15 protein-coding genes and 1 rRNA gene are annotated in these 14,928 nt (G+C 38.8%); all 16 read left to right on the top strand.

Annotated elements, in window-relative coordinates:
- The first annotated feature begins 34 nt into the window (after window positions 1–34).
- Window positions 35–832, top strand: coding sequence for a vWA domain-containing protein (locus F4694_RS29880; RefSeq protein WP_307311682.1), 798 nt, complete (start codon window positions 35–37; stop codon window positions 830–832).
- Window positions 801–1,817: a protein kinase domain-containing protein gene (locus tag F4694_RS29875; RefSeq protein WP_179603606.1), complete on the top strand. Its 1,017-nt coding sequence runs from the start codon at window positions 801–803 to the stop codon at window positions 1,815–1,817. The genes F4694_RS29880 and F4694_RS29875 overlap by 32 nt, the downstream gene beginning before the upstream one ends.
- Window positions 1,818–1,966: 149 nt before the next feature.
- On the top strand, window positions 1,967–3,355 hold the full coding sequence (tilS, locus tag F4694_RS29870; RefSeq protein WP_179603552.1) for a tRNA lysidine(34) synthetase TilS: 1,389 nt from the start codon (window positions 1,967–1,969) through the stop codon (window positions 3,353–3,355).
- A gap of 25 nt (window positions 3,356–3,380) precedes the next feature.
- Window positions 3,381–3,926 (top strand): hypoxanthine phosphoribosyltransferase, encoded by a 546-nt coding sequence (gene hpt, locus F4694_RS29865; protein WP_218895895.1) that lies wholly within the window; start codon window positions 3,381–3,383, stop codon window positions 3,924–3,926.
- A gap of 133 nt (window positions 3,927–4,059) precedes the next feature.
- Window positions 4,060–6,006 (top strand): ATP-dependent zinc metalloprotease FtsH, encoded by a 1,947-nt coding sequence (gene ftsH / locus F4694_RS29860; protein ID WP_179603551.1) that lies wholly within the window; start codon window positions 4,060–4,062, stop codon window positions 6,004–6,006.
- A 112-nt stretch (window positions 6,007–6,118) separates the two neighbouring features.
- The gene (locus tag F4694_RS29855) at window positions 6,119–6,904 is read left to right on the top strand and encodes a type III pantothenate kinase (protein ID WP_179603550.1); all 786 of its coding nucleotides are present in this window, start codon (window positions 6,119–6,121) and stop codon (window positions 6,902–6,904) included.
- Between the two features lie 14 nt (window positions 6,905–6,918).
- Window positions 6,919–7,797, top strand: a complete 879-nt coding sequence (hslO, locus tag F4694_RS29850; RefSeq protein ID WP_179603549.1) for an Hsp33 family molecular chaperone HslO — start codon at window positions 6,919–6,921, stop codon at window positions 7,795–7,797.
- 21 nt (window positions 7,798–7,818) lie between these two features.
- The gene (locus F4694_RS29845) at window positions 7,819–8,715 is read left to right on the top strand and encodes a peptidyl-prolyl cis-trans isomerase (RefSeq protein WP_179603548.1); all 897 of its coding nucleotides are present in this window, start codon (window positions 7,819–7,821) and stop codon (window positions 8,713–8,715) included.
- Window positions 8,716–8,879: 164 nt separating this feature from the next.
- On the top strand, window positions 8,880–9,806 hold the full coding sequence (cysK, locus tag F4694_RS29840; protein ID WP_179603547.1) for a cysteine synthase A: 927 nt from the start codon (window positions 8,880–8,882) through the stop codon (window positions 9,804–9,806).
- A 183-nt stretch (window positions 9,807–9,989) separates the two neighbouring features.
- On the top strand, window positions 9,990–10,763 hold the full coding sequence (gene folP, locus F4694_RS29835) for a dihydropteroate synthase (RefSeq protein WP_257029498.1): 774 nt from the start codon (window positions 9,990–9,992) through the stop codon (window positions 10,761–10,763).
- Window positions 10,756–11,115, top strand: a complete 360-nt coding sequence (gene folB / locus F4694_RS29830) for a dihydroneopterin aldolase (protein ID WP_179603546.1) — start codon at window positions 10,756–10,758, stop codon at window positions 11,113–11,115. Before folP ends, folB begins: the two co-directional genes overlap by 8 nt.
- A gap of 2 nt (window positions 11,116–11,117) precedes the next feature.
- On the top strand, window positions 11,118–11,645 hold the full coding sequence (gene folK, locus F4694_RS29825) for a 2-amino-4-hydroxy-6-hydroxymethyldihydropteridine diphosphokinase (RefSeq protein ID WP_179603545.1): 528 nt from the start codon (window positions 11,118–11,120) through the stop codon (window positions 11,643–11,645).
- Window positions 11,597–11,803 (top strand): helix-turn-helix domain-containing protein, encoded by a 207-nt coding sequence (locus tag F4694_RS29820; RefSeq protein WP_179603544.1) that lies wholly within the window; start codon window positions 11,597–11,599, stop codon window positions 11,801–11,803. The genes folK and F4694_RS29820 overlap by 49 nt, the downstream gene beginning before the upstream one ends.
- A gap of 10 nt (window positions 11,804–11,813) precedes the next feature.
- Window positions 11,814–12,812 (top strand): tRNA dihydrouridine synthase DusB, encoded by a 999-nt coding sequence (dusB, locus tag F4694_RS29815; RefSeq protein ID WP_179603543.1) that lies wholly within the window; start codon window positions 11,814–11,816, stop codon window positions 12,810–12,812.
- A 208-nt stretch (window positions 12,813–13,020) separates the two neighbouring features.
- Entirely contained in the window at window positions 13,021–14,505 is a 1,485-nt protein-coding gene (lysS, locus tag F4694_RS29810) for a lysine--tRNA ligase (RefSeq protein ID WP_179603542.1), read from the top strand.
- Between the two features lie 345 nt (window positions 14,506–14,850).
- Window positions 14,851–14,928 (top strand): 16S ribosomal RNA (locus F4694_RS29805); the annotation flags it as partial.

The following is a 14,928-nucleotide window of genomic DNA, read 5'->3' as shown; positions in this document are numbered from 1 at the left end:
CAATTATTTTGTCCGGTTTATCCTTTAAATATGTATAAATCCCCTCTGCCGTGTCGAAAATGAGAGTAACTCGAAAAGTGGAGGGAGAACGCATATGTATACAGGGAAAATTCGTCAGATTTTATTAATAACGGACGGCTGTTCAAATCAAGGGGAAGATCCTATTGCCATGGCTGCTCTTGCGAAAGAACAAGGGATATCTGTTAATGTTATCGGTGTAATGGAGCAAGATGTGATTGATGAAAAGGGAATGATAGAAATAGAAGGAATAGCAATGTCCGGAGGCGGGGTCAGTCAGATTGTCTATGCTCAAGCGCTCTCCCAAACTGTTCAAATGGTTACAAGGAAAGCAATGACACAGACAATCCAAGGTGTAGTAAACCGGGAGCTTCAACAAATTCTTGGTCGTTCACAGACAATTGAAGATCTTCCTCCTGAAAAGAGAGGGGAAGTAATGGAAGTAGTCGATGAACTTGGAGAAACTGTCGAATTAGAGGTGTTGATTCTTGTCGATACAAGTGCAAGTATGAAACATAAGCTTCCAACCGTTAAAGAAGCCCTGCTTGACCTTTCCCTTAGTTTAAACGCACGTACAGGTGACAATCAATTTGCGGTGTTTGTATTTCCCGGGAAAAAGAATGATGTCGAAAAAATCCTAGATTGGACGCCAAAGTTACAATCTTTGACAAGTATCTTCTCTCAACTTACAACAGGAGGAATAACTCCAACTGGACCTGCAATCCGTACCGCTTTATCGTCATTTCATTCAAAACGTTCATTAAGGAGTCTTATGACCGGTGATGATGAATCATTCCTTGAAGAGTCGATGTAAAGTAGCTCCGGGCACTGTAATCACAGGGAAATGGCATTCGAATAAATATACCGTTTTAAAGGAACTAGGATATGGTGCAAACGGCATTGTCTACCTTGCAAAGTTTAAAAATTCGCAAGTAGCCCTAAAGATGAGCGATAACGGGATGTCCATTACCTCAGAGGTAAATGTATTAAGGTCGTTTGCAAAGGTCCAAGGGTCTACCCTCGGACCTTCTTTACTTGATGTCGATGATTGGAATACTAAAACAGGGCAGATTTCTTTTTATACGATGGAGTATATTCAAGGAGCAGACTTGCTCTCTTTTATTCAAAATAAGGGGAAGTCGTGGACCACTGTCCTCTTTCTTCAATTATTAAATGACTTGAATACCCTGCATGAAAACGGATGGGTATTTGGCGATTTAAAGCCAGAAAACTTAATCGTTACCGGTCCATCGCCAAAGATTAGGTGCATTGATGTTGGCGGTACGACGATTAAAGGGAGAGCAATTAAAGAATTCACCGAGTTCTATGATCGTGGATATTGGGGGTTAGGAACGAGAAAGGCGGACCCTGCCTATGATTTATTTGCTGTTGCTATGATTATGATTAACACTGCCTATCCAAACCGCTTTAACAAAACAACAGGTGGTATTCTGCAGCTTAGAGAAGCAATTAGAAAACAAAAAGATTTACACCCTTTCGAAAAGGTCATCGTAAAAGCACTCGAAGGACATTACACAAATGCAGTTCAAATGAGAACCGAACTTATGTCGTTGGCCCTGAGCAGACAAAATCCCGGATCAGTCCCTAAATCACCACCAACCACAGCAAATCCCAAAGACACTAATCAATCACAAAAGATAAATTATACAGGAAGTCCGCCAAAAACCCGGCAAAACTATAGAAAGAAAAAGAAAAAAGGCCGCTTGGCGGAAACATTCATCATTGCGATGTCTATTGCACTTTTATACTTTTTGTATATTTTTCAAAAACTTCTTTGATTTTTGAAACTAATGGTCATTTATAACGTATAAGAGGGAAGGAAAAAAAGACCTATTCAATTAGGTCTTTGTTTTTGATACTTTTGTCTTAAAAGTGGTAAGCTAGGTATATTCAAATAAATAGAAACTTTATTAAGGAAGAATGCAGAATGTTAGAAGCAAAGGTAGCAGCACTGCTTAATCGCCACTCATTCGAAATTGAAAATAAAAAAATGGTGGTAGGTGTATCGGGCGGTCCGGATTCACTCGCATTGCTTCACTATTTGTGGGCGCAGCAGGAAAAGAAAAATCTATCCATTGTTGTAGCACACGTTGATCATATGTTTCGTGGTCAAGAGTCACTGGAAGATGCTTTGTTCGTGAAAGACTATTGTGAACAAAAGGGCATTCCTTTTGAAATGGCACGAATAAATGTTCCAGAGATTATTAAGAAAACAAAGAAAAACTCGCAAGTGGCATCGAGACATGCCAGATATGAGTTTTTTGAAAAAACAATGAATAATTATGGTTACGACTATTTAGCCCTAGGTCACCATGGAGATGACCAGGTTGAGACCATATTAATGCGTCTGACAAGAGGCAGTTCCGGTGCTGCGAGAGCCGGTATTCCGTTTATGAGACCATTCGGTAATGGATACATTTTTCGTCCCTTTTTATCTTTAACGAAGGCAGAGCTTGCGGAATATTGTCAGAAACAAAATTTGGTGCCTAGAATTGATCCTAGTAATAAAAAAAGTATTTATAGCAGGAATCGTTTTCGCAACGAAGTTCTTCCCTTTTTAAAAGCGGAGAATCAACATGTTCATGAACATTTTCAACGGTTTAGTGAAGAATTGCAGAATGATGAAATACTTCTTCAGGAATTAACTGTCCAAAGAATGAATAAAGTAATGAAAAAGAGAGAAAAGAATGAAATTACCATTGACATAATTCCTTTTTTAGAAATGCCAATTTCTTTACAAAGAAGAGGTATTCAACTAATATTAAGCTATCTATACAAAGTAATACCAGTGTCACTTTCCGCTTTACATATTGATCATGTTCTATCTTTAATTCGACATCATCATCCATCTGGAACACTTGATTTCCCTAACGGTTTAAAGGTTATTCGGTCGTATTCACTACTTTCTTTCCAATTTGAAGTTAGTGAATCTCACACCTATTTTCTCGAAATGATGGACCCTGGCGAGATTGAATTACCTAACGGGGCTAGTATAAAAATGGATGTCATTGATGATAAGGAAAACGTTGAAACAAATGGATTTTATGCATTATTTCCTGCTGACAAGATTAAACTGCCCATTCAGATTCGAACCAGAAAAATAGGTGATCGCATGAACCTAAAAGGAATGTCAGGCTCAAAAAAGCTAAAAGATATCTTTATTGATAGTAAAATTCCAATCCAGGATCGCGATGCTTGGCCTGTAATTACTGACAAAGATGGTTGTATTCTTTGGCTTCCTGGAATTAAGAAATCAGCTTTTGAAGGCATTAATCACTCAACAAGTCAGCATATACTACTCACATACCATAAGTAATGATCTTCTAGGAGGCATAATTATTATGAAACAGGATATTAAAGAGGTCTTATTTTCTGAAGAAGAGATTCAGGAGAAAATCAAGGAGTTAGGGGCTCAATTATCAGAAGAGTATCAAGATCGCTTCCCTCTCGCAATTGGTGTTTTAAAAGGTGCAATGCCATTTATGGCTGATTTACTTAAACGTGTGGATTGCTATTTGGAAATGGATTTTATGGATGTCTCAAGTTATGGTACTGCGATGGTTTCTTCAGGAGAAGTAAAAATCCTAAAGGATTTAGATACTTCAGTTGAAGGAAGAGACATCTTAATCATTGAGGATATAATCGATAGTGGCTTAACTCTAAGCTATCTTGTTGATTTGTTCCGTTACCGAAAAGCAAAATCCATTAAGATTGTCACCTTACTTGACAAACCAACAGGAAGGAAGAGCGCAATAAAAGCAGATTATGTTGGTTTTATTGTCCCAGATGAATTTGTGGTTGGGTACGGATTAGATTATATCGAAAAATACCGAAACCTTCCATATATTGGTGTTTTAAAACCAGAAGTATATAGCGATAATCTTTAAGTGTAAACTAATAAGGCTATTGCAAGAGTTATTTGTCAACATGTGTAACCCAGTTAAAGACAGTAATTTAAGAATTGGAATGATTTTCTATGATACTATCTAAAAAAGTTTTTATCGCGGGAGGAGGTAAGAGATGAATCGGATTTTCCGTAATACCATCTTTTATTTATTGATATTTTTAGTCATTATTGGCGTGGTAAGTTTCTTTAATGGCAGTAACGAACCTACGGATAACATTTCCTACAATCAGTTTGTTGACAGCTTAGAAAAAAATGAAGTGGATTCATTTTCTATGCAGCCTGAACGTGGTGTCTTTGAAGTTCGGGGGCAGTTTGAAAAAGGGGTAAAAGACGGTAAGAACTTTTTAACGTATGTCCCGAATAGCGAGAAAATTCTAGAGCGTATTGATGCAGCTGGTTCAAAGGTAGAAGTAATGCCGGCTAAGGAAACAAGCGGCTGGGTGACATTCTTCACCTCCATTATTCCATTTGTGATTATCTTTATCTTATTCTTCTTCTTATTAAACCAAGCTCAAGGCGGCGGCAGCCGTGTGATGAACTTCGGTAAGAGTAAAGCAAAGCTTTATAATGACGACAAGAAGAAAGCACGATTTAAGGATGTTGCAGGTGCAGATGAAGAGAAACAAGAATTAGTCGAAGTGGTAGAATTCCTAAAAGATCCGAGGAAGTTTGCTGAACTTGGTGCGCGTATTCCAAAAGGAGTCCTGCTTGTAGGGCCTCCAGGAACAGGTAAAACATTATTAGCACGTGCAGTAGCCGGAGAAGCTGGCGTTCCTTTCTTCTCAATTAGTGGTTCTGATTTCGTCGAAATGTTTGTTGGGGTCGGTGCATCCCGTGTACGTGATTTATTTGAAAATGCTAAGAAAAATGCTCCGTGTATTATTTTTATCGACGAAATTGACGCAGTAGGCCGTCAACGTGGTGCTGGTTTAGGCGGCGGTCACGATGAAAGAGAGCAAACCTTAAATCAATTATTAGTTGAAATGGATGGATTTGGCGCCAATGAAGGAATCATTATTATTGCCGCAACAAACCGTCCTGATATCCTGGATCCTGCTTTATTACGTCCTGGACGTTTTGACCGTCAAATTACTGTTGACCGCCCTGATGTAAATGGTCGTGAAGCAGTTCTAAAAGTGCATGCAAAGAACAAACCGTTAGATGAATCTGTAAACTTAAAAAATATCGCTATGAGAACACCTGGTTTTTCAGGTGCTGACTTAGAAAACTTATTAAATGAGGCGGCCTTAGTGGCGGCACGTCAGAATAAGAAAAAAGTCGACATGGAAGATATTGATGAAGCAACGGACAGGGTAATTGCTGGTCCTGCTAAAAAGACTCGTGTTATCTCAAAGAAAGAACGCAATATTGTTGCTTTCCATGAAAGTGGGCATACAGTAATAGGATTAATCCTAAATGAAGCCGACATGGTTCATAAGGTTACAATTGTCCCTCGTGGTCAAGCAGGTGGTTATGCAGTGATGCTTCCAAGGGAAGACCGCTATTTTATGACGAAACCTGAATTACTTGATAAAATTGTTGGTTTATTGGGCGGACGTGTTGCAGAAGAGATTGTCTTTGGTGAGGTAAGTACTGGAGCTCACAACGACTTCCAACGTGCAACTGGAATTGCTCGTAAAATGGTTACTGAATTTGGTATGAGTGACAAGCTGGGAGTTGGACAGTTCGGTCAAGCTTCAGGCGGTCAGGTATTCTTAGGACGTGACATTCATAATGAGCAAAACTATTCTGATGCCATTGCCTTTGAAATTGACCTTGAGATTCAACGCATTCTTAAAGAATGTTATGAAAGAGCTAAAACCATTCTTACTGAGAATCGAGATAAACTGGATCTGATTGCGAAGACGCTTCTTGAAGTTGAAACATTGAACGCAGAACAAATTGAATACTTAATTAAAAATGGGCGTATGCCTGAATCTGCTTCAGAGTTAGAAGGCTTTCAAGCTGATCCTAAAAAGTCAGATGATGTCAAAGTAACTATAAATAAAAAGAAGGATGAAGATCCTTCCAGCCAGAATTCTGAATCAGAAGACAAGTAATTTTTTAAAGAGAGTGCTTACAAAAAAGCACTCTTTTTTTCACGATAAAAAGTAATTATGATATGATGTTTGCAGTATGACACAAGTTAATTCAGAAAAGTGAGTGATTCTTTTGATCTTTGTATTCGATGTAGGGAATACCAATACTGTTTTAGGTGTTTATAAAGGGGAAGAACTTAAATATCACTGGCGTGTAGAAACGAACAGAAACCGAACAGAGGATGAGTTCGGAATGATAATTAAATCCCTTTTTGATGCTTCAGGCCTCTCGTTTTCGCAAATTGATGGAATTATCATTTCGTCTGTTGTTCCACCAATCATGTTTGCTTTAGAAAGAATGTGTAAAAAATACTTTAACCTTACTCCATTGGTAGTTGGACCAGGGATAAAAACGGGGCTAAATATTAAGTATGAAAACCCTAGAGAAGTAGGCGCTGATCGAATTGTTAATGCAGTTGCAGCCATACATGAATATGGCAGTCCTTTGATTATTGTCGATTTTGGTACTGCGACCACTTATTGCTATGTCAATGAACAGCGTCAATATATGGGTGGTGCGATTGCACCTGGGATTGGTATCTCAACAGAAGCGCTGTATTCCAAGGCGGCAAAGCTTCCTAGAATTGAAATTGCTCGTCCTGAGGGTGTAATTGGTAAAAATACAGTTGCGGCCATGCAGGCAGGAATTGTCTACGGATATGTAGGTCAAGTTGAGGGGATCGTTAAAAGGATGATTGACCAGAGTGACCAAAAGCCTACTGTCATTGCGACGGGCGGATTATCCTCTCTAATTGCCCAAGAATCAAAGATTATTGATATTGTCGATCCATTTTTAACTTTAAAGGGTTTACAGTTAATCTATAAGAGAAATATGGAGAATATAAGAAGTAGCAACTAGAAAGGAGTTACATAATGAGTGATTACTTAGTAAAAGCGTTGGCCTATGATGGTCAAATTAGAGCGTATGCAGTACGTACTACCGAGGTGGTTTCGGAGGCACAGCGTCGTCATCAAACATGGCGCACTGCTTCTGCGGCTTTAGGGCGTTCCCTGACAGCTGGTGTAATGATGGGGGCAATGTTGAAGGGTGAGGACAAATTAACAATTAAAATTGATGGAGGCGGCCCGATTGGCGTCATCCTAGTAGATAGCAATGCCAAGGGTGATGTTCGTGGGTATGTATCAAATCCCCAAGTTGACTTTGAGGCGAATGAGCATGGGAAGTTAGATGTACGCCGCGCGGTTGGCACTGAGGGTACTCTGTCTGTGGTTAAAGATACCGGTCTTCGTGACTTCTTTTCGGGTCTAGTACCAATTGTGTCTGGTGAATTAGGTGAGGACTTCACTTATTACTTTGCTACTTCAGAACAGGTGCCTTCCTCAGTTGGAGTAGGTGTCTTGGTAAATCCTGATGATACCATTCTTGCAGCAGGAGGATTTATTTTTCAACTAATGCCTGGAATTAAGGATGAGACGATTACTACGGTAGAGGAACGTTTAAAAACAATCTCACCTATTTCAACTTTAGTAAAGCAAGGCCTTACGCCAGAAGAAATCTTGCAGGAGCTCTTTGGGAAGGATGAGGTAAATGTTTTAGAGACAATGCCAGTTCAATTTAAGTGTGTCTGCTCAAAGAATCGTTTTGCAGATGCGATTGTTGGTTTAGGCAAAGGTGAAATAGACGATATGATTACGGAAGACGGACAGGCTGAAGCACACTGCCATTTTTGTAATGAAAAGTATCTATTCACTAGGGAAGAGCTAGAGGAATTAAAGAATCAGGCAAAATAAACAGTTCGGGGGGAGGAGTAGTTGAGGCGAAAGCAGCTATGGATTGTGATTGCAGGGCTTATTCTGTTGAACTGTCTAACGCTTATCTTTTTCCTAGCAAAAGTGAAAGAGGTAAGCGGGACTGCTTTCAGTGAAGAAGTCGTCGCATCAGTGGGGAAAAGTGACATTACAAGGCAACAATGGCTCAATGAATTAGAGGCAAGATACGGAAAAGATGTACTTAAGGATATGATTGACCAAAAAGTCATTAAGGAAATGGCTGATAAATACCACATTGAGGTTTCCGAAAAAGATGTGGAACGTGAATATAGAACTCTTCAAACTACATATAGCTCACCAAGTGAGAATAAAAAAACATCCGAGAGGAAATGGAAAGAGCATATTCGAAACAGTCTCTTGCAAGAAGAAATTCTTACAAGAGATGTAAAAGTCTCCAAAAAAGAGATGCAAGCCTATTTCGAGAAAAATAAAGAACTCTTTTCCATTCCTGACGCTTACCATGTTTCACATATTATTGTGAAATCAAGCAATGAAGCAGAAAATGCCATCAAGGAACTAGAGCAAGGTTCCAGTTTCTCGGTATTGGCGATGGAACGATCCATTGAAGAATTTTCTGCAAATGTGGGCGGAGATATAGGTTTTCTCATAGAAGGGGAAGAACGCTATCCTTCTGAATATTTAGAAGTGGCAAAGAAGTTAAAAGAAGGAGCATGGAGTGATCCTATCCAAGTGGAACAGGGTTTTGCTATTGTTAAACTTGAAGAAAAAATAAAGGGTAAAACGTATAACTATGACGATGTTAAACAGCAAATTCGTCGAGAAATTGCACTTGAACAAATGAAAACATCAGCGTCTGCGACAACCTTTTGGGAAGAAGCGAAGGTAGAATGGTTTTATGGGAAAACGTCGGCAAACTAAGAGAGGCACAGAATTATTTCTGTGTTTTTATTTTATATTTAGAATAATGTAATTGATAAATTTAGGAAATTTGTACTGCAAAGTGGTTGACAAAACTAGTGGAAAGCTGATAAATTTATTGTAATACCAATAAAATTACTCGGAATTAAGAAAGAGGTGCTCAAATGGTACGTGTAGCAAATTCAGTTGCAGAATTAGTTGGTCAGACTCCTATTGTTAAATTAAACAGATTAGTAGATGAAAACAGTGCAGAGGTTTATTTAAAGCTCGAATATTTTAACCCAGGCAGTAGTGTAAAAGACCGTATTGCTTTAGCAATGATTGAAGCAGCGGAAGAGAAGGGTTTAATTAAGCCTGGTGTGGATACGATTATTGAGCCTACTAGTGGAAATACGGGTATCGGTTTAGCTATGGTTGCAGCAGCAAAAGGGTACAAGGCAATTTTTGTTATGCCTGAAACGATGAGCTTGGAAAGAAGAAACTTACTTCGTGCATACGGAGCAGAACTAGTACTTACTCCAGGACCTGAAGGAATGAAAGGTGCAATTGCGAAAGCGAATGCCCTAGCTGCTGAGAATGGCTACTTCGTTCCACAGCAATTTGAAAATGAAGCAAATCCTGAAGTACACCGTAGAACTACTGGTAAGGAAATTGTCGAACAAATGGATCAACTTGATGCCTTCGTTTCTGGTATCGGTACTGGTGGAACAATCACAGGGGCTGGTGAAGTTCTTCGTGAAAAGTTCCCAAATGTTAAGATTTTCGCGGTAGAGCCTACTGATTCTCCAGTATTATCTGGCGGTAACCCAGGTCCACACAAGATTCAAGGAATTGGAGCAGGATTTGTTCCTGCAGTTTTAAATACAGAAGTATATGATGAAGTAATTCAGGTCCAAGCAGAAGAGGCATTTGCTGCTTCACGCCGTGCAGCAAAAGAAGAAGGAATCCTAGGTGGAATTTCCTCAGGTGCAGCTATCCATGCCGCATTAGAAGTTGCGAAGAAACTTGGAAAAGGTAAAAAGGTACTTGCAATTATTCCTGATAATGGAGAACGTTATTTAAGTACACCTCTATACCAATATGAAGGCTAATTAATACTAAGGAGAGGTTTTGGCATAGTGCTAAGCCTCTTTTTTTTTTGCTTTGAAAAACATTCTTCTTGTATGATAGAAGGAGTGAAAAATACGCGGGAGGTATTTAGAGTGCATACAACTGGGAAATACAGTATTAAATGCGGACCATATCAGTTAGATTTTAGCAAGAAAACCTATATTATGGGTATTTTAAATGCTACCCCTGATTCTTTCTCAGATGGGGGAAAGTATAATAATATGGAACATGCCATTGAACATGCAAAAGAAATGGTTGAAAATGGAGCTGATATCATTGATATTGGCGGTGAGTCCACTCGTCCTGGATATACAGTTATTTCTGAAGACGAAGAAATTGAGCGTGTTGTTCCAGTTATAGAAGCCATATCCAAGCATGTAAGTGTTCCTATTTCTATTGATACATATAAAGCAAAGGTTGCACAACGTGCGATAGAAGCGGGGGCTCATATCATAAATGATATTTGGGGAGCTAAGGCAGATGACAAAATGGCAGCTGTTGCGGCAGAATATAATGTTCCTATTATCCTAATGCATAATCGACATGATCGAAACTACTCCTTTTTTATAAGGGATGTGTTAAATGATCTTTACGAGAGTATTAACATTGTAAAGCAAGCGGGTGTTCGAAACGAGCAGATTATTCTTGACCCAGGTATTGGTTTTGCTAAAGACTTGAATGAGAACATTTTGATGATGCAGAACTTAGATACATTGGCTGCACTCGGCTACCCCGTCCTTTTAGGAACCTCGAAAAAATCAATGATTGGACAAGCCTTAAATCTTCCGGTAGAGGAAAGAATGGAAGGGACAGGTGCCACGGTTTGTTATGGTATCCAAAAGGGTTGCCAAATCATTCGTATACACGATGTTAAAGAAATGAGCAGAATGGCAAAAATGATGGATATTCTAATGGGGAAGGGTGTCAGCCGTGGATAAGATATTCGTCAATCAAATGGAATTCTATGGGTATCATGGTGTTTTTCCTGAAGAAACGAAACTTGGACAACGTTTTGTCGTAGATTTAATGGTGATTGTCGATTTAAAAAAAGCTGGTCAAACGGATGAACTAGAGTATTCGGTAAACTATGGTGAATTATTTCAGGTATGTAAAGAAATTGTGGAAGGAAAACCTTATAAGCTTGTTGAAGTTGTTGCTGAAAAAATTGCAGAGACTGTTTTGGGGCAATTTACTCTTGTTTCTGAAGTAACAATAAAGGTAATCAAACCAGATCCGCCAATTCCTGGGCACTATCAATCCGTCGCAGTAGAAATTACGAGGGGAAGATAAATATGGAAAATACAGCATTTATTGCCCTTGGATCTAATATCGGAAACAGGTATGATTATTTAGCAAAGGCGATTGAAAACCTAGCAAAACATCCCAAAATTCAGCTGGTAAAAACCTCCTCTGTTTATGAAACAGATCCTGTCGGCTACGAGGAACAAGATTTATTTTTAAATATGGTGGTTGAAATCCAGACTGAATGGAGCGCGTTAGAATTATTAGACTTTTGCTTGGAAGTTGAACTTGAACTTGGAAGAAAAAGGGAAATCGTATGGGGCCCAAGAACAATTGACCTTGACATTCTTCTCTATAACCAAGAAAATATACAATCAGAGAAACTTATTATACCGCATCCACGGATGCTAGAGCGGAATTTTGTCATGATTCCATTGTCAGAGATAAGACCTGACATAATCATACCAAATATAGAAAAACCACTTAAAGCATGGATCAAAGAATTAGCTAACAAAGAAGGAGTCCGAATATGGAAGCGGAAAAATGGGGAAGACGTATTCGAGCCTATCGGAAACTAAAGGGCTACACACAGGAGAGCTTTTCGAAAGAGCTTGGTGTATCAGTATCAATTATAGGTGAGATTGAAAGAGGTAACCGTATGCCTACAGGTGAGTTGCTAAAGAAAATTGGTCAAACCTTAAATATAACCATAGAAGAACTATCACCTAATGAATAGGGGGGTATGATTGTTGAAAATCGGCGACATTGAAATTAAAAATCAGGTCGTTTTAGCACCTATGGCTGGTGTATGTAACTCTGCCTTCCGTTTAACGGTTAAAGAGTTCGGAGCTGGTTTAGTTTGTGCAGAAATGGTTAGTGATAAAGGAATTGTACTTAAAAATGAAAAAACAATGAATATGCTTTATATCGACGAACGTGAAAAACCTCTCAGCCTTCAGATATTTGGCGGAGAAAAGAAAACACTGGTAGAGGCAGCTCAATTTGTAGATAAAAATACAAATGCAGATATTATTGATATCAATATGGGCTGTCCTGTTCCGAAAATCACTAAATGTGACGCTGGAGCGAAATGGCTGTTAGACCCAGATAAAATCTATGAAATGGTAGCAGCGGTTGTTGAAGCAGTTGAGAAGCCTGTAACGGTTAAAATGCGTATGGGCTGGGATGACGATCATATTTTTGCTGTCAAAAATGCACAGGCTGTAGAAAGAGCTGGCGGTAAGGCAGTTGCGCTTCATGGACGTACCCGCGTTCAGATGTATGAAGGAAAAGCAAACTGGGACATTATCCGAGAGGTAAAGCAGTCAATAAACATCCCATTAATCGGTAATGGTGATGTACAAACTCCACACGACGCAAAAAGAATGCTTGAAGAAACCGGTTGTGATGGAGTTATGATAGGAAGAGCTGCTCTGGGAAATCCGTGGATGATCTACCGTACTGTACAATATCTTGAGACAGGAAGATTGATGGATGAACCAACAGTTCGTGAAAAAATGGATGTATGTATTTTACATCTTGATCGTCTAATTGCCCTTAAGAATGAGTATATTGCTGTACGTGAAATGCGTAAGCATGCTGCGTGGTATTTAAAAGGTGTACGAGGAAATGCACGTGTCAGAAATGCGATTAACGAATGTAATACTCGTGATGAATTAGTAGGAGTGTTAAATAGTTTAGCAGTAGAAGTAGAAGAGGAAGAAAGGCAAGTAATCGTAGGATAAATTTGACTTTAACTATAAGCTTTTCTATAATTGTTTTTATTTAATGAGCACTGCCAGTGAAATAACTGGCAGTTTTCTTTTATATTAATCTTTTTTGATGTCTGAATTGTCGAGATTGTGTAAAATAATAAAGTATGCATAAAAAGTGAACTATTTAAGGGATTAGATGTTAGTTTACATAAAAAGAAGTAATTGGAGTTGATTAAGCATGAGTCAAGAAGAATTAAATGACCAGCTGAGGGTCAGACGGGAAAAAATGAATACGATGCGTGATAATGGACTAGACCCATTTGGAAAACGCTTTGAACGTAGTCATAGTATTGTTGAACTAGTAGAACAGTATGGAGAGTTAGAGAAGGAAGACCTTGAGACAAAAAATGTTGAAGTAACAATTGCAGGTCGAATGATGACGAAGCGTGGAAAAGGTAAAGCGGGGTTTGCTAATATCCAAGATCTAACTGGGCAAATTCAAGTGTACGTTAGAGTAGACGCTATTGGTGCGGAAGCATACGAAGTATTTGATTCATCTGATTTGGGAGATATCATCGGAGTAACAGGAACCTTATTTAAAACAAAGGTAGGAGAATTATCCGTTAAGGTTCAAAACTATACGTTCCTAACAAAAGCACTCCGACCGTTACCGGATAAATTCCATGGACTTAAAGATGTGGAGCAGCGATACCGTCAGCGTTACCTAGATTTAATTGTAAGCCAAGAGAGCAGAGAGACCTTTATTACACGCAGTAAAATTATTCAGGCTATGCGCCGTTATCTTGATGACAATGGATATCTAGAAGTTGAAACTCCGATGATGCACTCTATCGCTGGTGGTGCGTCTGCACGTCCGTTTATTACTCACCATAATGCACTTGATATGGAACTTTATATGCGAATTGCTATTGAGCTCCACTTAAAGCGTCTAATTGTTGGCGGACTTGAAAAAGTATATGAAATCGGCCGCGTATTCCGTAATGAGGGTGTTTCAACACGACACAATCCAGAATTTACAATGATCGAGCTATATGAGGCTTATGCTGATTATCAGGACATTATGAGTCTGACTGAAAACTTAATTGCACACATTGCGCAAGAGGTACTAGGTACAACTACTGTCCAATACGGTGAATATGAAGTTAACTTAAAGCCAGAGTGGAAAAGATTACACATGGTGGATGCAATTAAAGAATATACCGGAGTAGACTTCTGGAAAGAAATGAGTGTTGAAGAAGCCCGGGCACTTGCGAAAGAACATGGTGTAGAAATCACTGAACATATGCTTTATGGGCATATCGTGAATGAATTCTTCGAGCAAAAAGTTGAAGAAAAGTTAATACAGCCAACATTTATTTATGGTCATCCGGTTGAGATTTCTCCACTTGCTAAGAAAAACGAGGAAGATCCAAGGTTTACAGATCGGTTTGAATTATTTATTGTTGCACGGGAACATGCGAATGCATTTACTGAGTTAAATGATCCTATTGATCAAAGAGAACGGTTTGAAGCGCAATTAAAAGAGCGTGAACAGGGCAATGATGAAGCACATGAAATGGATGAAGACTTTGTAGAGGCATTAGAATATGGTATGCCGCCTACAGGTGGATTAGGAATCGGTATTGATCGTCTTGTCATGCTGCTAACCAACTCGCCATCCATTCGCGACGTATTATTATTCCCGTTAATGCGCCATCGTTAATATAAAATTGGAAAAGCACCAGGTTACTGGTGCTTTGTTGTTTGTAGTAGACAAATAGTTTGAAAATTATTATTTTCGTATATTTGATAAATATCTTGGAAAAGCTATTGCGCTCATTCCCTAATGGTGGTATATTAATATCTGTTGTTGCGAGACAACAAGTTCTAAAAAAGGTTTTTAGAAAAAGTTATTGACATTAAGTTGATAACTTGGTAAGATAATAAAGTCGCTTTTGAGCGATGTAAATAATTGCTCTTTGAAAACTAAACAAACAAGAACGTCAACAAACAATTTTTTAGCTTTTATTAAAAGCTAAGCCAACGTAACAAAATGAGCTAATCAACTTTCTTGGAGAGTTTGATCCTGGCTCAGGACGAACGCTGGCGGCGTGCCTAATACATGCAAGTCGAGCGAATCTTAAGG

Source organism: Neobacillus driksii (assembly GCF_013409995.1).
Taxonomy (GTDB): domain Bacteria; phylum Bacillota; class Bacilli; order Bacillales; family Cytobacillaceae; genus Neobacillus; species Neobacillus driksii.
The sequence above is the reverse complement of the archived record's forward strand: the minus strand, read 5'-3'. Positions and strand labels throughout refer to the sequence as shown.